We start from the raw sequence: 18243 nt of genomic DNA, 5'->3' as shown, positions 1-18243 counted from the left end.
TTAGAGTATTGGCAGGATGGGGGCTGCGTTCCCATTTTCTCTTCATCCCATCAAGGAGAACCAACCAGGAGACCCGAGATGAAATTCGCATTGATTGGCGCCGCCGCTCTTGTCACGGCGGCTTCCGTAACTCCCGCACTGGCGCAAGGCGTTATCGAAGATCCTGGCTATTGCGCGCAGTTCTACCCGAACGCAAATTGCCAAAACCTGGGACCTGGCAATCCGTACACCGAGGGCGGCTACTATCGAAACAACTGGCACAACGGCAACGCGTCAATCGATCACCATCGGCAACGTCACCATCAGACGCACCGCCGCCAAGGTGGCTGCTTTCAGCCCCCGAACGTGACGCGTTGATCAAACTGAAAATGAAAATATCTCGAGGCGGCCTGGCATGCGTCATGGCGGCCTCAATGTGCTTTCGTTCCCATGGAAGGCAGAGCGCAATTCAAGCGATCGATGTAAAATTCAATTTAGCTTCCTGAAGCCTAATTTAATGGGAGAGGCAGCGTTTCGGCTTACCTCCGTTGTGACGTCCTGAGATTCAGGGCCGAGATTACCAATCGACACACGGAGAAAGACGATGAACCGAGCCAAGATCTTCGGTGCGGCAGCGATTCTGTCGCTGATGTTCGCAACGCCGGTTTTCGCGCAGGCAGCTATCCAGGAGCCGGGCGCGTTCGCATTCTACTATCCCAATAACGACGTCCTGAATGGCGGCCGGCCCACGCCGGCGGCGGGCCCGCACGCCACGACACCGCAGCTGTTCGGCAGCGGCGGCCCGGTCATCCCGAGTCCGCGGATGCACGTTCGCCGGCACGCCTGGAAGTAAGCTGACGCGAAGCATCTATGCCGGCTCGAAATCGGGCGCGGCAAATCCAGAAAAGGCCGCGTCGGAACGACGCGGCCCTTTCCATGTCTGAGCGGGAAGGGGGAAGGGCAAACCTAAGGAATTCCAAATCGACCCTGTGGGACCGGCAAGAGCGGATAAGGCGCAGCAATCCACGGCAAGCATCGCCGCGGTTTGTGATTATCATCAAGATGCCTTCCTCCGGGACCGGGCCGAGCTTCGCCGAGGTTATTCCAGGCACACCGATTTTGCGCGGAGGACAAGGATGACCAAGCCGCCCGACATCGACAGGAATGTTGGCTCCGCGTCCCGGCGGCGATTTCTGAGGGAAGGTAGCGCCTTATTGGGCGGGGCTGTCATTGCTGGTGGCCTCGCCGGAAGTGAAGCGCGCGCGGCCGAAAATACGGGCAACCTCCCTCCCAACGTGCCGGAATGGATGAAGACGCCCGGCGATCCCATGGGAACCCAGCCCTACGGCGCGCCGTCCCCGTTCGAAAAAGATGTCATCAAAAACGTCTCGAAGACGCTGCCGCAATATTTGTCGGCATCTGGACGCACGCCGTTGCAGGACCTCGACGGCATCATCACGCCGAACGGTCTGTTCTACGAGCGCCATCATGGCGGCGTTCCCACCATTGATCCGGCGCAGCACCGGCTGATGCTCAATGGCCTCGTCGACAGGCCCCTGATCTTCACGATGGACGACATCCGGCGCTTTCCCTCGGAGTCTCACATCTATTTCCTCGAATGCTCGGGCAACCCGGAATACAAAAAGCCCTATGGCAAGACCGCTTCCGATCTTGTCGGCCTGCTGAGCTGCGCCGAATGGACTGGGGTCAGCCTGAAGCTGGTGTTGCAGGAAGCGGGCCTGCAGCCGGGCGCAAAATGGGTTGTCGCCGAAGGCGCCGATTCCGCGGCAATGACCCGGAGTATTCCGATCGAGAAATGCCTTGATGACGCGATGCTGGCGTATAGCCAGAACGGCGAGCGGTTGCGCCCGCAGCAAGGCTATCCGCTTCGCCTGCTGGTGCCGGGCTTCGAGGGCAATATGAATGTGAAGTGGCTGCGCCGCCTGCATGTCACCGCGGAGCCAGCTTACTCGCGTGAAGAGACGTCCAAATACACCGACCCAATGCCCAACGGTACGGCGCGCGAATTCACTTTCTACATGGAAGCCAAATCCATCATCACCCGGCCGTCAGGCGGCCAGCGGCTGACGGCGCCGGGTTTCCGCGAAATCAGCGGCATCGCCTGGACCGGACGCGGCAAGGTTAGTCGTGTCGATGTATCCGTCGATGACGGCAAGAGCTGGCAGCAGGCCCAACTGCAGGAGCCGGTGCTGACCCGGGCGCTGACCCGCTTCCGCCTGCCGTGGCATTGGGATGGCAAGCCTGCGGTGATCCAGAGCCGTGCCATCGACGAAACCGGGTACGTACAGCCGACCTTGGCTGAATTGCTCGCGGTACGCGGCGACAACTACGTCTACCATAACAACGCGATCTGGCCATGGCGTATCGCTGAAGACGGCGAGATAACAAATGCCAACGCGTAGGCTTGTATTTTCAGCATTGGCTGTTGCCACACTGCTGTGCGCGACCCGCGCGGAGGCGCAAAGCCTGTATGGCATCGGCCGCGCGGCGACGCCCGCGGAGATCGCGGGTTGGAACATCGATGTCGGCGGCGACGGCAGCAACCTGCCGCCGGGAAGCGGCACCGTCAGCCGTGGAAGTGAAGTATTCGATCAGCAATGCGCGGCCTGTCACGGCGCAAAGGGCGAGGGCGGCATCGGCGACCGGCTCGTCGGCGGGCAGGGCACGCTCGGAACGCCAAATCCGGTGCGTACGGTCGGCAGCTACTGGCCATACGCGCCGACGTTGTTCGATTACATACGCCGCGCCATGCCACAGAACGCGCCGCAATCGCTAAGCAACGACGACGTCTACGCGTTGTCCGCCTATATCCTTAGCCTCAACGGCCTGCTGCCGGCGAATGCGACGCTTGATGCCAAGTCGCTTGCCGCAATCAAGATGCCAAATCGCAACATGTTCGTTGGCGATCCCAGGCCCGACGTCAAAAACCCGGAATGCATGTCGAACTGCTGACGTCGCACGTTGTTCTGCCGAAATGCTGCGATGACGCGTCAACAGCAGCAATATGGGACAAGCGAGTACAAGTGTACGTTCGCATATTTTAGAAATCCACTGCAAGCTCCGTGCGGGCAAATGATCGACATCGTCGTCGAATGTGCAAGCATCTCATGAGGTCGCCAATGTTGCGCAAAGCCACAGTCGTTCTTGCAATTGTCCTTGTTTTCGGAAGTCACGGCCTTTCCACCAGCGCATTTGCCCGAAGCGGCGGCCATGGTGGCGGTGGCACAGGTGACAGCTTTCGCGGCAATCATTTTCGCGGCGCGTTCGGTGGCATTTCCGGTGGCGGCTTTGGCGGTTACGGTAGCCGCACCGGTGGTTTGCGCAACGGATTCCGCGACCACGAGAGCCGCGATGTGTTGGGCCACTGGGGCACCTACTATGGACCCATGATTCCCGCGCTTTGAAATTGAGAGCCGCATGGCCGCGTCAAAGTGCCATGCTGAGAAGTAGTCGCTGATCGCTGACCCAGAATGGCAAGAAGGTCCTGAAACTTTAGGCCTTGAGATCGCGCGCCTTGCCGAAATACATCAGTTCCCAGATGGCACGGTCTTCGAAATGATCCACACGCACGCCCCTCTCGAACCTCTCCATCGTTACCTTGCCGGTGAAGCGGTGATAGGCGCCGTCGAATCCGATCAGGCGGGCGATGATCCGCTTGAGCAGCGGCGCGCGGTCGGTGAGGATGGCTTGCAAAATGGTCTTCTCGCGCTCGAATGACACGACATAGCGCGTATCGGCATCGTGATAAGTGTAGCGGGTGACATCGGCCACCGGCTTGCCGGTCTTGCCGTCGATCGCGATCCGATCCGTCTCGAAGGATACCTTCGCATCGTTGTCAGCAATGATTCTGCCGCTCTTGGCTAGCATGAATATGGTTTGCGTTTCATGGCCGTAAGAGGCGGTGGCGGTGATGTAGGACGCGATGACGGTGTGGGGACCGACGCTGGCGCGGGCCCAGTACCAGTTGTGCATCAGCGTCTGCATGGGGACGTCGCCCCAATTGTGATCGTGATATCCGCTGCCGGAGGCGCGGTGTTCCTCAGAGCCGATTGTGTAGCAGACGTTTGCCCGCCCCTGGGGCACCGCGGGGAGCCAGCCAAAGAGCTTTTCTCGCTCTTCGGCACCAAAATAGAGATGGCCGGATTTGGGGCGCCAGGCGGGGACGTCGGCCGTCAATTCGATATCGACCGATATCTCCTCGATGATTGCGGTGATGTGATAGCGCTTGAGATCGCCAACGAAACGGTTGGGACCGATGCTGACATCGCAACCGGATTTCGATGCCTTGAAGAGCTCCGGCCTGGTGTCGAGAAGCTTCGCGAAGCTGCGGCCGTCTGGCAAGGTGAGGTTGATGGTGATCCTCGGCGCAAGGGGACCGTTCGGGCTGACATTCGGTTTGGTGTAGAAAACCACGACGACGGTGGCCCCATTGTCGAGATGGGCATCGAAGTACCACCATTCATAGCGGCCACTTTCCGTGCCGATACGTTGGCCGTCCTCAAACTCCGCTATTTCAACCGGCTTGATCCCAAGTCGTTTGTAATCGGAGGCGCGATCCGCCAGTCGGATATGGCTGTTGTTACGATGCATGGTTATTCTCTTGCGGCGATGGAATTTCAGAACCGATGGCGTGGCGCTACCTGTCGGTGATCTCAGTGTCCGGATGCGAACTGATGGTCATGAACCAGACGGCGCTAAGTAACGTCGCGCAGAACGTGTCCCAATAGAGCCAGAATATCCCGGCTGCTCACGCGACCTCGTCTGGTTGGGGCGATTGATTCGTTTCTTCAGAACGGCCGACGGCTTGAACACGATGATACGAGACGGAGCAATCCGCACCTCGGTGACGCTTCTCGGCTTGCGGCCGATGCGCGTGGCTTTCTTAAGGTCTTTTGTCACAGCTCTGCTTCCTTGCGATCTCAGTATCCCCAACAGGATAATGCGCACCGCGACACAGGAATACGAGCCTGATCACGCATCCGTTTACTGAAACGTCGACATTCGCGAACAGTCACAGGGCGTGGAATCTAAAATCGAATTTACTTGAGCTTGACCGACGGCGATGTTTCTCTGATCGCCAATTTGGAAATGCCAGTTTTTTGGAGCCTCGTCCCCCGATGACACAACTCTCGCTTCTCGGCCTCTCCGGCAGCCTGCGCCGCGCCTCCAACAGCACCGCGGTGCTTCGCGGCCTGCAGAACGCGCTCGGGTCCCGGGCTGCGCTCGACATTTTCCCGCTGCATGCGATTCCGCTCTACAACGAGGATGATGACGCCGAGCACGCACCTGAATCGGTGCGTGCCCTGCGTTCGGCGATTGAGGCGAGCTATGGCGTGATCATGATCTCACCCGAATACAATCATGGCATGTCCGGCGTCCTGAAGAATGCGCTCGACTGGGCCTCTCGGCCCTACGGTCTGTCGGCGCTGAAAGGCAAGCCGGTGCTGACGATGACGGCCTCGCCCGCCTTCACCGGTGGTGTGCGCGCGCAGCAGCAGATGTACGAGACACTCGCATCGATACCGGCACGTCCTGTTTTTCGGCCGCAGATCGTGATCGGCGGCGTGCACGAGAAGGTGCGCGACGGGCGCCTCATCGACGAAGCTGCGCTCAGCTTCGCACTTGCGGGTGTCGATGATCTCCTCGAGGAGATCAGGGCAGCGCGCTTTGTTCGAGCGGCGGCATAAACGTCACGACTGCCGCATAGGCGCGCTGGACATCAAGGCCTTCATGTTCGGCGCCCGGGAAAAGCCAAAGCCACCCGAAATTATTTCCGTCGACATTAGTCAGCGAATTCGCTCTTGGACCTTACGCAATGTTTCTATGCATTTCTTGAGACCGGCATGTTCGTCATTCGACAGAGGAGGCTCGAGGGCCTGGAGGCAACCGTCGCGGCCGACGAGGCCGGGTAGCGAGAGTGTCACTCCAAGTTTTGAATTATAGGCCCCGATCGGAACTACGGTGCGTTCGTCGCGCAGCACGATTTCGGCGATCCGTGCGCAGACCATTCCAATTCCATACTGGCTGGCTCCAATACCTTCAATGATCGTGATGTTTGCATAGCGCACTTCATTCTCGATCGTCGTGCGGACGTCGTCGCCTTGCATAACCCCGAACTGCTCAAGCGCATCCGGAAGCGGGACGCCGCCCACGCGGGCGGCGGACCAATGAAAAATCTGGGATGTTCCGTGTTCGCCCAGAACCTGCGCTTCGATGGCTGTAGGAGCTACCCTGAGCCGTCGGCCCAGATGCACGCGAAAGCGCAGGCTGTCGAGCAGCGTGCCGGTAGAGAGAACGCGTTCATGGCCGGCCAGTTCGCGGGTAAGATAGGCAAGCGGATCAGGAGGGTCGGTGACGACGAGCAGAACGGCGTCCGGCGCGGCCGTGGTGATCGGCGGAATTACCTTGCGGTAGATCTCGGCATTCCTGTCCAGCAGGCGCAAGCGGCCTAGGGGATCGCTGCGATCCGTTGCCCCGCCGGATTTCTCGTTGACGCCGGCGGTGATCATGATGAGTGCGGCGCCTGCCAGATCCGAATAGTCTCCTTCTGTCACCCTGGCAGTAGATGACAGTGGCGCCCCGTAGCCCATGTCGGTCGCCATGCCTCTCGCGCGATCGCGGGCTCGGTTGACGAGAACCAGCTCGCTGGCGCAACCTCGCATGAGGGTTGCCATTGCACATGCGGCCCCGACGGCTCCTGCTCCGACAATTCCGATCTTCATGACATATCCTCATCCGTGCCTTGGATTTTCGGTGGCGGTGACCGAAATGCTCAATGATCAAACCGGCATTTTCCTGGTCGGAAGTGCCAGCTATGCTGGGGAAAGGCCCGGCCTCGAGCTTTAGCGGCAGCGAACGATTTGAATAATCGACAGCGCGTCACTGGCAGGGAAGGTTTGCCTGAGGGCGTCGTCGAGTTGGCTGTTGACACGTTCCCACTCCGCACCCTGCATTCTCGATCTTGTTGATCGAGGTTTCTTTCGAACCTTGGCTCGACGTTTGGGAACTGTTCGGCCGCTCCTGTCACTCATTGGTGCCTCCTTTGATGCTGGCGCAAGTCAGGACAGAAAGGCCGTCGTTAGGACTCTGGTCGAACATGTTCATCCATCGACGGGTAAATCGGGAGAAATCCGCGAGGGTGAACTTCCGCATCGTTTCTTTCGTCCAGGGCTCAGGTATGCTGACCGCACTCGAAGAGGAACCAGGTTCGCTTCTCAGTCTCGTCAATCCAGTTCTCCAGCAGGCTTGCAGTGGCCACATCCCCTGCCTTGTCGCAGAGCGAATGAACCTCGCGCATGTTCCGCGTCAGTGTTGCGTTGTCTTCGCGGAGTTCGGCTATCATGCCGAGCGGCTTAACGTATTCCGCATCGTTGTCTACGACGCGCTGAAGGCGCGAGATCTGGCCGATCGAACGAACGGTCGTCCCGCCGATCTTCCGCACGCGTTCGGCAATGTCGTCCGTCATGGAGAAAAGCTGGTCGCCCTGGTCATCGAGCATCAGGTGATAGTCGCGGAAATGCGGACCAGACATATGCCAATGGAAATTCTTGGTCTTGAGATACAGCGCAAACACGTCCGAGAGAAGCACCGTCAATTCGGCGGAAATATCGCGAACCGCGTTTTCCGAAAGAGTGGTGGGAGTCGTGAGCGGCGTTTTCTGCAACATGTGAGTGACCTCGTCGATTGTTGGTCGGGTGATTTTCAGCAGCAAGCAGATGGCGATCTGCGGCGTATCGATCGGATAGTCCGTAGATCGTCCTCGTTCCCGGATGTTTCAATTAAAAAGCTGTTTAGCCTTCCAGGACCGTCACAAGAGAGCGGCATGCGCCCAAAATAGTTGCGAAGCAGCGGGCGTCAGCATGACGGTACTCTCGCCCGAGCCTGCCGCGATGGACATGCGCCATGGTCGCTATCTCCATGTCTGCAATGATCGCTCATGATCTCAACGCTGCATCCGAATGTTCATCGCATCGGACGGCGGCATCAGCATGTTGTCGTTCAGATCCGTCACGATCCACATCGTACCGACGACCACCACGAATACGATGAGCAGGCCGAAGGCGAGCGCGAGTATGTTGTTGGTGCTGTCCGGCCCGCTGGTGAGGTGCAGGAAAAACACCAAGTGAATTCCCATCTGGGAAATGGCGAGGACCGCGAGCCCCAGGCCAATGCCGCCTGGCCAGAGCAGCGACGTGTTCGCAACCCAGAAGGACGTCGCCGTGAGAATGAGCGCCACCAGCAGGCCGATGGTGTAGACCAGAGCCTCCGAGGGAGACCGTGCCTGCATTTCCTCGTTCGGGATATCTCCGGGGGCACGATCGTATCGAACGTCCGTCATAGGCTAATTCCCATCAGATAGACTACCGTGAAAACGCCGACCCAAACGATGTCGAGCGCGTGCCAAAACAGGGAGAAGCAGAGCAAGCGGTGTTGTACGCTGTCGACGAATCCCATCACCGCCACCTGGACCATCATCACCACGAGCCAGATCAGCCCGAGGGCGACGTGCAACCCGTGGCAGCCGACGAGCGTGAAGAAGGCGGAGAGAAAGGCGCTGCGCTGCGGCGTCGCGCCGTGAGCGATCATGTCGGCGAATTCGCGGAGCTCGAGCGTGAGAAATGTCGCGCCGAGCGCAAACGTGACCAGGGCACCCAAATATGTCCCGAGACGATTTCGCGAATTGACCGCGAGCGACATCAGTCCGCAAGTGTAGCTGGAGACCAGTAGGCACGCGGTTTCGATCGCCACCGTGGTCTGATTGAAGAGCTGGGCGCCGGTTGGACCTCCCGCCGTTGCGCGAACGAGAATCGCATAGCTCGCAAACAGCGCGGCAAACATGACGATGTCGCTCAACAGGAGTATCCAGAAGCCATAGGCGACCACGACCCTCTTTGGGGCGGGCCCCGTTTCACTTGCGCTTGGCAGCGCCTCTGGCGGGACGCTATCGATGGCGGCGGCGATGTTCATGCGGCAGCTCCTGCCGATTGAGCCCGTTCGAACTGGGCAATCTGCTTGGCTGGCACCTCGAATTCAGGGTGTCTGCGGAATGCAAAGGCAAGCAGTGTCGCGAATGCTCCGAACAGGCCGACGCAGGCGAGCCACCATATGTGCCAGATCATCGAGAAACCGATGAGGACGGCGAAGAAGGCCGAGACAAAACCGGTGGCGCTGTTTTTGGGCATTTCTATCGGTTCGTACACATGCGCCGACCCCGGCCTGTCCTGCCTTGCCCGGTCCCTTCGCTTGCTGGTCCAGAAAGCGTCCCTTCCGGTAACGTTTGGTGCGGAAGAAAAATTCCAGGCTGGCGGCGGCGACGCTGTCGCCCATTCGAGCGTACGGCCATTCCATGGATCGGCGGTCACACGCAACTTGTCGCGAGCGCGAATCGACACGACGAGCTGCACGATCTGACAGATGATCCCGCCCAGGATGACGACGGCGCCGATCATCGCGACCACCAGCCACGGCTGCCACGCCGGATCGTCATAATGCTGCATGCGCCGGGTCATGCCCATCAGGCCCAACAGGTAGAGTGGCATGAATGCGAGATAGAACCCGACGAACCAGCACCAGAACGAGGCTTTGCCCCAGCGTTCGTCGAGCGCGAAGCCGAAAGCCTTGGGGAACCAATAGGTGTATCCCGCCATCGCGCCGAACAGTACGCCGCCAATGATGACGTTGTGGAAATGCGCGATGAGGAATACGCTGTTGTGAAGCTGGAAGCTGACCGGCGGCACGGCGTGGAGCACGCCGGTCATGCCACCGATGACGAAGGTCACCATGAAGCCGACCGTCCATAGCACCGGCACTGTGAGCCGGACGCGGCCGCCGTACATCGTGAACAGCCAGTTGTAGATTTTCACGCCGGTTGGCAAGGCGATGATCATGCTCATGACGCCGAAGAAGCCGTTGACGTTTGCGCTGGCGCCCATGGTGAAAAAGTGGTGCAGCCAGACGAAGAACGAGAGAATGCAAATCGCCATGGTCGCTACCACCATCGAGCGGTATCCGAACAGCGGCTTGCCAGAGAAGGTTGCGATGACCTCGGAAAACACGCCGAACGCCGGCAGGATCAGGATGTAGACTTCCGGGTGTCCCCAGACCCAGAACAGGTTGGCGTACAACATTTGATTGCCGCCGGCCTCATTCGTGAAGAAATGGAAGCCCAGATAACGATCGAGCAGCAGCATCGCGAGAGCCGCGGTCAGCACCGGAAAGGCCGCCACAATCAGCAGGTTGGTGGCGAGCGAAGTCCAGCAGAAAACCGGCATGCGCATGTAGCTCATGCCCGGGGCGCGCATCTTCAGTATGGTCGTGACGAAGTTTATTCCGGACAGCAAGGTACCGAGTCCGGAAATTTGCAGCGACCAAAGATAGTAGTCGACGCCGACGCCGGGCGAATATTGCAATTCGCTGAGTGGCGGATAACCCCACCAGCCGGCTTTCGAGAACTCGCCGACCGCGAGCGAAACGTTGATCAACAGCGCACCCGCGGCGGTCAGCCAGAAGCTGACGGAGTTGAGCGTAGGGAAGGCGACATCGCGGATGCCGAGCTGCAGCGGCACCGCGAAATTCATGAGACCTACCACGAACGGCATGGCCATGAAGAAGATCATGATCGTACCGTGCGCCGAGAAGATCTGATCGAAATGCTCGGTCGGCAAATACCCCTGTGCGCCGCCGGCTGCGACCGCCTGCTGCGCGCGCATCATGATCGCGTCGCTGAAGCCGCGCAGCAGCATGACGAGCGCCAGTATGCAATACATGACGCCGATGCGCTTGTGGTCGACCGAGGTTAGCCATTCGCGCCACAGATACGGCCAGGCGCCCTTCATCGTGATGAATCCGAGCACGGCCACCACGACAAGGGCCATGAACGCCGTTGCGGCCATGACGATGGGCTGATGAAGGGGAATCGCGCTCCAATCGAGCTTGCCGAGCAGATTCATGGTTCGGCCCTCTGCGGCGTGGAACAAATTGGTAGAGACGGTTCTTGCGTGCCCATGCCGGCGTCCACGATGCCGCTGAACAGATCGGCGGCGACGGTTCGGTAGGTGAACGGCGCGACCGCCTTGCTCGGCTTTGCCAGATCGGCAAGGGCCTGCGTGTCGAGTGCCGGACCGGTTTGGCGAGCCTGGCGAGCCCATTGCGCAAATCCGCTGTCCGTCATTGCATCGACCGTGAAGCGCATGTCGGAGAAGCCGTCACCGCTGAACATGGTGGACCGCCCCGGGTATGTCCCGGGATGGTCGGCCTGCAGGTGAAGGCGCGTCACCATTCCGGACATCGTGTAGATCTGGCTGCCGAGCTGAGGCACGTGGAAGCTGTTCATGACACTCGATGAGGTCAGTTCGAAGCTGACCGGCGTGCCGACCGGCACGACCAGCTTGTTGACACTCGCGATTCCCTGCTCCGGATAGATGAACAGCCATTTCCAGTCGAGCGAGACGACCTGGACCGTAACGGGCGTTACGCTGGAGCTGATCGGCTTACGCGGGTCGAGGTCGTGTGCGCCAACCCACGCGACGCCGCCCACGAGAAGCACCGTCATGGCGGGGATCGACCAGACGAGCAGCTCGAGACGCCCGGAATACTCGAAATCCGGTAAGTATGCAGCGCGCAAATTAGACGCGCGAAACCAGAAGGCGACGGCGAGCGTGGCGAGGATCGTCGGAATAACGATCGCCAGCATGATGCCGAGCGAATTGAACAGGATCAGCCGTTCGGCTGCAGCAATGGGTCCTTTTGGGTCGAGGACGCCTTCCGAGCATCCGCCAAGCGTGACGCCGAGTAAGATGAGAGCGAGTATTCTGTAGCGCATTTTAGGCCTCGTCTGACTTCGCAACGGTGAAAGCGATTGCGGTACGGAGCGGGAGCTGCTGGGCTGCGAGCGGAGCGGATCGCGTGATTCGCCGGGCGTCCTCAAGCGCTGAGACCGTCTCCGACGATCGATCGCCGATGGCGTTGGTCAACAGTGCGGCAAACAGCAAGAACAGATAGGAGATCGAAAACAGGAACAGACGCTGTGCCGCTCGCCGATCGCTCTCCTGCCTCCAACGCAGCTGCAACGCCAGCGCAAGGAAGATCGCTCCGCTGGCGAGGGCAGCCACGCCATATAGCGCTCCGGCATACCCGAGCGCCCATGGCAGCAGCGAGGTCGGTATCAACAGAACGCTGTAGATGAGGATTTGCAGCGTCGTTGCGGTCCGTCCGGCAACGACCGGCAGCATGGGCACGCCGGCACGGCCGTATTCGTCTGCACGATTGAGCGACAGCGCCCAGAAATGGGGCGGCGTCCACAGGAAGATGATCAGAAACAGAATGGCCGGCTCAATGGCGACGCTGCCGGTGGCGGCGGTCCAGCCGACCACCGGAGCAAGTGCGCCGGCAGATCCGCCAATGACGATGTTCTGCGGCGTAATCCGTTTCAGCCAGAGGGTGTAGACGACGACGTAGAAGAAGATCGTGAAGGCGAGCAGGGCAGCAGCTGCGACATTGGTCGCCATACCAAGGACGAGAACCGCGCCGCAGGAAAGAAATAAGCCGAACGCAAGCGCTGCTCGGCGCGAAATCCGGCCGCGAGGGATCGGACGCCGCGCCGTACGGGCCATCACGGCGTCAATGTCGGCGTCGTACCACATATTCAGCACCCCGGCGCCGCCGGCCCCAACGGCGATTGCGACCATCGCAAGCGAGCCGAGTAGTGGATCGAAAGAAACCGGTGCAATCATCATCCCAACGAATGCGGTGAACACCGCAAGCAACATCACGCGTGGCTTCATGAGGGCGAGAAAATCAGGCACCCGTGTCGTCAAACCGGAGCGGGGCAGCACTCGCGGGCGAGCAAGGGAGATGGCTGTGATCTTCATGGTCAAAGTCTTTCAGCGCCAGAGATTTGTTTTTGCCAGTCGGACGACTTCGTCGCCGCGTCCGTTGATCACGGCCTGATGATGTACGGGGTGAAGCCTTTGGCCATTTCCAGTGTCGCCGGAGGGCAGCATCGCCGGTTCGTCCTGTTCACAATCGTGTCGATCGGAACCGGTGCAGATTAGCCGGCCATTCGTACAGCATGTGCTGCGATGTGTTCGCATTCATCGCGAGGTGGCGCCGCTGATACATTGAGTTGACCGGAGTAGTAGACGTTCAGTCACTGCAGGTTGTCGAGTAGCACCGAGAGTAGAGGCGCCCGGATGGTTCGCTCAATTGTACGTGGGTACGGTCAGTTATGTGGATAAGGGTTCGAAGGATCATACGAACGTTTACATCGCCGCCGTTGGCGGAGACCGCGAACGACTGCGAAAGTCTAAATCGGTTTTTAATTGAGAGTGCTGCGAACGGCCGCCATGTATGGGCCAGCTCCAGTAGATTTGTTGGCCGGCTCGCAATGCCGTTTACGCGGAACGCAGTAAGGACAGAGGATGGGGATCGTTCGGTTTGCGCTACGGCTTCCGCACACTTTCTATGTGCTGGCAGCACTGATCCTGTTTCTCGGCGTCGCCGCCATCCGGTCGATGCCGACGGACATATTTCCGGAAATCCAAATCCCGGTGGTCACCGTGATCTGGCAATACACCGGACTTACCACGCCGGAAATGGAGCAGCGCGTCACCACCTACAGCCAATATTCCATCAGTGCGAACGTCAACGGCATCAAGAACATGGAAGCGCAGACGCTCAATGGTCTGTCGATCCAGAAGATTTACTTCCAGCCGAACGTCAATCTCGACCTCGCTATCGCGCAAATCGTCTCCGCTACCAATTCCATTCGCTCGTTGATGCCGCCCGGTATCCAGCCGCCGATCGTTGTGCAGTTCAATGCGTCGAGCGTTCCCGTGCTGCAGCTCAGCCTCAGCTCGGACAGCCTGAACGAGCAGCAGCTCTATGACTTCGGTATCTATCGGGTCCGGCAGCAACTGGCGCCGGTGCCTGGCGTCACTCTGCCGACGCCGGCCGGCGGCAAGTATCGTCAGATCATGGTGGATATCGACCCGGACAAGCTCCTGTCCCGAGGATTGACGCCGCTCGACATCGTGAACGCGGTCAATACGCAGAATCTGACGCTGCCGTCGGGAACAGCGAAGATCGGAGAAACCCAATACACGGTGCGAACCAACGCGACGCCGGCATCTATCGACGATCTCAACATGATGCCGGTAAAGTTTTCAAATGGGGCCACCATCTTTTTGAAAGACGTGGCGCAGGTCCGTGACGGATCCATGGTGCAACAAAACATCGTGCGCGAAGACGGCCGCCGCTCGGTTCTGCTCAGCGTGATCAAGAACGGCAATGCTTCCACATTGGCGGTCGTCAATGGCGTGAAGCAGGCGCTGCAGAACATCCGAGCCGCTGCGCCGGCCGGGCTCAACGTCAAGGAGTTGTTCGATCAGTCGGTATTCGTCAAGAACTCCGTCAATGGTGTCCTGCGCGAAGGTGCCATCGCGGCCGGCCTCACGGCGTTGATGATTCTGGTTTTCCTGGGTTCATGGCGCTCGACGCTGGTGGTGATGATCTCAATTCCGCTGGCGATCCTGTCGTCACTCACCGTGCTGTATTTTCTCGGCGAAACCCTGAACACGATGACCCTCGGGGGCCTTGCGCTGGCGGTCGGCATATTGGTCGACGATTCGACCGTGACGATCGAGAATACCCATCGCCTATGGACGGAGGAAGGCATGCCGCTCTCCGAGGCGACGCTGCATGGCGCCGCCGAAATCGCGGTGCCTACCTTGGTGTCGACGCTCGCCATCAGCTGCGTCTTCACGTCAGTGGTGTTCCTCGACGGACCGGCCAAGTACCTGTTCACGCCGCTGGGACTGGCCGTCGTGTTTGCGATGCTGGCTTCCTATGGATTATCGCGGACCCTGACGCCAATCACGATCGGGCTATTGCTCAGGAGTGAACGTCGCCACACGGGTGAGGGGGCGCCGGCAGGCCTGTTCTCGCGGATGACGGCGGCATTCGACCGCGGCTTCGATCGGCTGCGCGATGGATACTCGAAGCTCCTGACGACCCTGCTTCGGCGGAAGGCGATCGTTCCCGTCGTTGCCGTGTTGATACTCGGCCTTGGCGCGGTGATGGTTACGTTTGTTGGGCGCGACTTTTTCCCGCTGATCGACGGCGGGCAGATCCAGCTGCATGTACGCGCTCCTGCGGGAACGCGCATCGAGAGCACGGAGGCGATGTTCCAGGCGGTCGAGGACAAGATCCGCGAGGTCATTCCGGAGAAGGACCGCTTGATGATCGTCGACAATATCGGACTGCCGGCGCGAGCCTACAATCTCGCATTCGCCGATGGCTCGACGATCGGGATCAACGATGGCGTCATCCAGGTGGCGCTCAAGGAGGGACACAAGCCGACCGCCGACTACATCAAGAAACTGCGTCAGGTACTGCCCGCCGCATTTCCGGAGGCTACATTCTATTTCCAGGCCGCCGATATCGTTACGCAGATTCTGAACTTCGGGTTACCGGCGCAGATCGACGTCCGAACCGTGGGCTACGATCTCAACAATCTCGCGGTCGCAAGGGAGCTTCGCCAACGCCTTGCCGCGATTCCCGGCATCGTCGACGCGCATCTGCAGCAGGAAGTCGACGGTCCGGCCTTCTTTGCCCAGATCGATCGGACCCGCGCGGCGCAGCTTGGTCTCAATGCCAGCACGATCGCTACCAACATCAATGTCAGCCTGAGTTCATCGGAGCAGGTGTCGCCCAATTTCTGGACCGATCCGATCTCGGGGATTCCGTATTATCTGGCTGTGCAGACGCCAGAGTACAAGGTCAACTCGCTGAATGCGCTCGCAAACACGCCGGTTTCCACTTCGCTCGCGGTGAGTGGCCAAACGGTCCCCGGCATGCTCAGCAACGTCGCGACGTTCAAGCGGGAAAAGATCGCCACGAACTCCAATCAGACCAACATCCAGCCGGTATTTGATGTGTATGCCAGTGTGCAGGGCCGTGATCTCGGCAGCGTTGCCGCTGACATCAACAAGGTCACGACCGAGCTGCAGAAGACACTCAAGCCCGGCAATTCAATTCAGGTGATCGGACAGATCCAGAGCATGAACGACTCGTTTCGAAATCTGGGTATCGGTTTGCTGTTCGCCGCGGTCTTCGTCTATCTGCTGATGGTTGTGAATTATCAGAATTTCGGCGACCCGTTCGTCGTGATTCTGGCGCTGCCGGCGACACTCTGCGGCATTGTCACGATGTTGTTCGTCACTGGCACCACGCTGAATGTTCCCTCGCTGATGGGAGCGATCATGGCGGTCGGCGTTGCCTCGGCGAACTCGATACTACTCGTGACCTTCGCGCGCGAGCAGCAGTTGAAAGGGCACTCCGCCTTTGAGGCCGCCCTGAGCGCCGGCTATACCCGGATCCGTCCCGTGCTGATGACGGCTGCAGCCATGATGGTCGGCATGATCCCGATGGCGATCGGAGGCGCGGGCGAGGAGCAGAACGCGGCGCTCGCACGCGCCGTCATCGGCGGGCTGCTGTTTGCGACACCGACGACGCTGCTGATCGTGCCCTACCTATTCGCCATCCTGCGCAAGGGCAACGACGGAAAGCCTCACCATGGCGTATTTGAGGAGGTCCCGGAATGACCGACATTAGTGCGCGGCCCACAGATGAAAATGCCGAGAACCGGACTGACCCTAAGTCAGATCGCGTTGTTGCGCTACCATGCAAGCGGCGGCGTCGTTACGGAGGGGCGCTGCTCGGCGGAAGTGCGTTGCTGCTACTCGTGGGCGGCGTTGGCGCGGGCGCCTGGCGCCATTACCAGGCGGAGGTCGACGTCATGGCCACCGCGCAGCAGAGCAGGGCGTTTGTCCCCGATGTTCGCGTCGCCGCGGTCCGTGCCAGCGACAGCAAGATAACCGTCACGTTGCCGGCGACCACCACAGCATTTGAGGCCGCGAACATTTTCGCCCGTACCAGCGGCTATATCGAAAAGCGCTATGTCGATATCGGCGATCAGGTAAAGGCGGGAGCGCTGCTGGCGAACATCACGGCCCCTGAGCTCGATCATCAGATTACGCAAGCCAAGGCGACGCTGGCTCAGAACCAGGCCACACTGCAGCAAACGCAGGCAAGCCGGGACCTCGCCCAGGTCACCAATGCGCGTGACAGCAATCTGGTCAAGCAGGGATGGCTCACACTTCAGCAAGGCGACAACGATCGCCTCACCCTGCAGGCACAGCAGGCTGCTGTTGCAGTGGCTCAATCGAATATTGCAGCCCAGGAGGCTCAAGTTCGAGTACTTGGGCAGGAGAAGGCCTACCAGCGCGTGGTGGCGCCGTTCGACGGCGTGATCACACAGCGCGCCATCGACAACGGCAGCCTGGTGACATCCGGATCGACCTTCATGTTTACGCTGATGCACCCCAACGTTATCCGAACGCAGGTGTTCGTCCCGCAGGACGAGGCGTTCGGGCTTGGACCCGGCGTCGACGCGGTGGTTCGTGTCCCCGAGATTCCGGATCGTACGTTTCCGGGCAAGGTGACACGGATAGCGAGCGCGTTGCAGCCCGGAAGCCGGACGCTTTTGACCGAGATCGATGTTCCCAATCCGGACGGCGCGCTCAGCCCCGGAATTTACTGCTCGGTCGAGCTGTTTATTCCACGCAAGACGCCAGCGATGATTGTTCCCGCAGGCGCTGTCGTTTTCGATCAAGATGGCTTGCACGTTGCGGTTGTCCAAGATGGCACCGTCCATCTGCAGAAGATCACGATCGCACGCGACTTCGGCAAGGAGGTCGAGGTTCATGACGGCGTCAAGCCCGACGACCAGGTCATCCTCAATCCGATGGTGGGCTTGGCGGAAGGCAGCAAGGTCTCGGTACGAAAAGCGCAACCTGGTTAGGTAGAGCAGGGGAGGAGAAGACGCGATGCGACGCTTGCTGTTCACGATGGCGGCCCTGCTAGCGGGCTCCAGCGCTTGTCTGGCGCAGGTCTCCACAATGGGCACCACAGCCATGGGCCTTCCAACGACGCCGGGAACGATCGTGACATCCCCGCTCAATGGTCCTAGTCCGTTCTCGGCGGTCACCGAGCCAGGCACTCCCGGCACGACGTTGGCACCCGTCCCGTTGGCGTCCGACCCCACAATGCCGGGGACAGTCGTGACTTGCGCTGCACCGACAGGACAAATCGCGCCGGGGACGCCGGCGGTCTCGGTTACGTCCATGTCAGCAACAGGCGGTGCAACCGGACCGCTGCCATCGGTTTCCGCGGCACCGACGATGC

15 protein-coding genes and 2 pseudogenes are annotated in these 18243 nt (G+C 59.9%); 8 read left to right on the top strand and 9 right to left on the bottom strand.

Annotated elements, in window-relative coordinates:
- Window positions 1-78 precede the first annotated feature (78 nt).
- From CP49_RS24455 to CP49_RS24435, 5 genes are all read left to right on the top strand, one after another.
- Window positions 79-357: a hypothetical protein gene (locus CP49_RS24455; RefSeq protein ID WP_057852729.1), complete on the top strand. Its 279-nt coding sequence runs from the start codon at window positions 79-81 to the stop codon at window positions 355-357.
- A 226-nt stretch (window positions 358-583) separates the two neighbouring features.
- Window positions 584-832: a hypothetical protein gene (locus CP49_RS24450; protein ID WP_057852728.1), complete on the top strand. Its 249-nt coding sequence runs from the start codon at window positions 584-586 to the stop codon at window positions 830-832.
- A gap of 283 nt (window positions 833-1115) precedes the next feature.
- Window positions 1116-2402 (top strand): sulfite dehydrogenase, encoded by a 1287-nt coding sequence (gene soxC / locus CP49_RS24445; RefSeq protein ID WP_057852727.1) that lies wholly within the window; start codon window positions 1116-1118, stop codon window positions 2400-2402.
- Window positions 2389-2952 (top strand): c-type cytochrome, encoded by a 564-nt coding sequence (locus CP49_RS24440; RefSeq protein WP_057852726.1) that lies wholly within the window; start codon window positions 2389-2391, stop codon window positions 2950-2952. The genes soxC and CP49_RS24440 overlap by 14 nt, the downstream gene beginning before the upstream one ends.
- 167 nt (window positions 2953-3119) lie before the next feature.
- Window positions 3120-3404: a hypothetical protein gene (locus CP49_RS24435; RefSeq protein WP_156438619.1), complete on the top strand. Its 285-nt coding sequence runs from the start codon at window positions 3120-3122 to the stop codon at window positions 3402-3404.
- A gap of 88 nt (window positions 3405-3492) precedes the next feature.
- Here the strand turns inward: CP49_RS24435 and CP49_RS24430 are convergent, their stop codons facing one another.
- Window positions 3493-4590 carry a hypothetical protein gene (locus CP49_RS24430; RefSeq protein ID WP_057852724.1) on the bottom strand — a complete coding sequence of 366 codons (1098 nt, stop codon included), beginning with the start codon at window positions 4588-4590 and terminating at the stop codon, window positions 3493-3495.
- A gap of 87 nt (window positions 4591-4677) precedes the next feature.
- Window positions 4678-4884: pseudogene (locus CP49_RS45055) on the bottom strand (HU family DNA-binding protein); the annotation flags it as partial.
- Window positions 4885-5117: 233 nt separating this feature from the next.
- Between CP49_RS45055 and CP49_RS24425 the strand changes: the two are divergent.
- Entirely contained in the window at window positions 5118-5687 is a 570-nt protein-coding gene (locus CP49_RS24425; RefSeq protein WP_057852723.1) for an NADPH-dependent FMN reductase, read from the top strand.
- A 99-nt stretch (window positions 5688-5786) separates the two neighbouring features.
- Here the strand turns inward: CP49_RS24425 and CP49_RS24420 are convergent, their stop codons facing one another.
- The 7 genes and pseudogenes from CP49_RS24420 to CP49_RS24390 all read right to left on the bottom strand — a co-directional run.
- Entirely contained in the window at window positions 5787-6722 is a 936-nt protein-coding gene (locus CP49_RS24420; protein ID WP_057852722.1) for a lactate/malate family dehydrogenase, read from the bottom strand.
- Window positions 6723-7171: 449 nt separating this feature from the next.
- On the bottom strand, window positions 7172-7666 hold the full coding sequence (locus CP49_RS24415; RefSeq protein WP_057852721.1) for a Dps family protein: 495 nt from the start codon (window positions 7664-7666) through the stop codon (window positions 7172-7174).
- A 276-nt stretch (window positions 7667-7942) separates the two neighbouring features.
- Window positions 7943-8338 carry a cytochrome o ubiquinol oxidase subunit IV gene (gene cyoD, locus CP49_RS24410; RefSeq protein WP_057852720.1) on the bottom strand — a complete coding sequence of 132 codons (396 nt, stop codon included), beginning with the start codon at window positions 8336-8338 and terminating at the stop codon, window positions 7943-7945.
- Window positions 8335-8967: a cytochrome o ubiquinol oxidase subunit III gene (gene cyoC / locus CP49_RS24405; protein ID WP_057852719.1), complete on the bottom strand. Its 633-nt coding sequence runs from the start codon at window positions 8965-8967 to the stop codon at window positions 8335-8337. Before cyoC ends, cyoD begins: the two co-directional genes overlap by 4 nt.
- Window positions 8964-10949 carry a cytochrome o ubiquinol oxidase subunit I gene (gene cyoB, locus CP49_RS24400; protein WP_156438617.1) on the bottom strand — a complete coding sequence of 662 codons (1986 nt, stop codon included), beginning with the start codon at window positions 10947-10949 and terminating at the stop codon, window positions 8964-8966. Before cyoB ends, cyoC begins: the two co-directional genes overlap by 4 nt.
- A complete protein-coding gene (gene cyoA / locus CP49_RS24395; RefSeq protein ID WP_063791756.1) occupies window positions 10946-11821 on the bottom strand; it encodes a ubiquinol oxidase subunit II in 876 nt (291 codons plus the stop codon). The genes cyoB and cyoA overlap by 4 nt, the downstream gene beginning before the upstream one ends.
- A 151-nt stretch (window positions 11822-11972) precedes the next feature.
- Window positions 11973-12869: pseudogene (locus tag CP49_RS24390) on the bottom strand (heme o synthase); the annotation flags it as partial.
- A gap of 549 nt (window positions 12870-13418) precedes the next feature.
- On the opposite strand from CP49_RS24390, the gene CP49_RS24385 reads away from it, so the two are divergent.
- Window positions 13419-16601: an efflux RND transporter permease subunit gene (locus CP49_RS24385; RefSeq protein WP_057852718.1), complete on the top strand. Its 3183-nt coding sequence runs from the start codon at window positions 13419-13421 to the stop codon at window positions 16599-16601.
- Window positions 16598-17860: an efflux RND transporter periplasmic adaptor subunit gene (locus tag CP49_RS24380; RefSeq protein WP_057852717.1), complete on the top strand. Its 1263-nt coding sequence runs from the start codon at window positions 16598-16600 to the stop codon at window positions 17858-17860. Before CP49_RS24385 ends, CP49_RS24380 begins: the two co-directional genes overlap by 4 nt.
- Window positions 17861-18243 lie beyond the last annotated feature (383 nt).

Source organism: Bradyrhizobium valentinum, assembly GCF_001440405.1.
Classification (GTDB): domain Bacteria; phylum Pseudomonadota; class Alphaproteobacteria; order Rhizobiales; family Xanthobacteraceae; genus Bradyrhizobium; species Bradyrhizobium valentinum.
This window is presented reverse-complemented; position numbering and strand designations above follow the sequence as displayed.

Bases quoted from the DNA above. Each gene is read 5' to 3' on its own strand.
- CP49_RS24455 (WP_057852729.1), top strand. From the start codon at position 79: ATGAAATTCGCATTGATTGGCGCCGCCGCTCTTGTCACGGCGGCTTCC.
- CP49_RS24450 (WP_057852728.1), top strand. From the start codon at position 584: ATGAACCGAGCCAAGATCTTCGGTGCGGCAGCGATTCTGTCGCTGATG.
- soxC (WP_057852727.1), top strand. From the start codon at position 1,116: ATGACCAAGCCGCCCGACATCGACAGGAATGTTGGCTCCGCGTCCCGG.
- CP49_RS24440 (WP_057852726.1), top strand. From the start codon at position 2,389: ATGCCAACGCGTAGGCTTGTATTTTCAGCATTGGCTGTTGCCACACTG.
- CP49_RS24435 (WP_156438619.1), top strand. From the start codon at position 3,120: ATGTTGCGCAAAGCCACAGTCGTTCTTGCAATTGTCCTTGTTTTCGGA.
- CP49_RS24430 (WP_057852724.1), bottom strand. From the start codon at position 4,590: ATGCATCGTAACAACAGCCATATCCGACTGGCGGATCGCGCCTCCGAT.
- CP49_RS24425 (WP_057852723.1), top strand. From the start codon at position 5,118: ATGACACAACTCTCGCTTCTCGGCCTCTCCGGCAGCCTGCGCCGCGCC.
- CP49_RS24420 (WP_057852722.1), bottom strand. From the start codon at position 6,722: ATGAAGATCGGAATTGTCGGAGCAGGAGCCGTCGGGGCCGCATGTGCA.
- CP49_RS24415 (WP_057852721.1), bottom strand. From the start codon at position 7,666: ATGTTGCAGAAAACGCCGCTCACGACTCCCACCACTCTTTCGGAAAAC.
- cyoD (WP_057852720.1), bottom strand. From the start codon at position 8,338: ATGACGGACGTTCGATACGATCGTGCCCCCGGAGATATCCCGAACGAG.
- cyoC (WP_057852719.1), bottom strand. From the start codon at position 8,967: ATGAACATCGCCGCCGCCATCGATAGCGTCCCGCCAGAGGCGCTGCCA.
- cyoB (WP_156438617.1), bottom strand. From the start codon at position 10,949: ATGAATCTGCTCGGCAAGCTCGATTGGAGCGCGATTCCCCTTCATCAG.
- cyoA (WP_063791756.1), bottom strand. From the start codon at position 11,821: ATGCGCTACAGAATACTCGCTCTCATCTTACTCGGCGTCACGCTTGGC.
- CP49_RS24385 (WP_057852718.1), top strand. From the start codon at position 13,419: ATGGGGATCGTTCGGTTTGCGCTACGGCTTCCGCACACTTTCTATGTG.
- CP49_RS24380 (WP_057852717.1), top strand. From the start codon at position 16,598: ATGACCGACATTAGTGCGCGGCCCACAGATGAAAATGCCGAGAACCGG.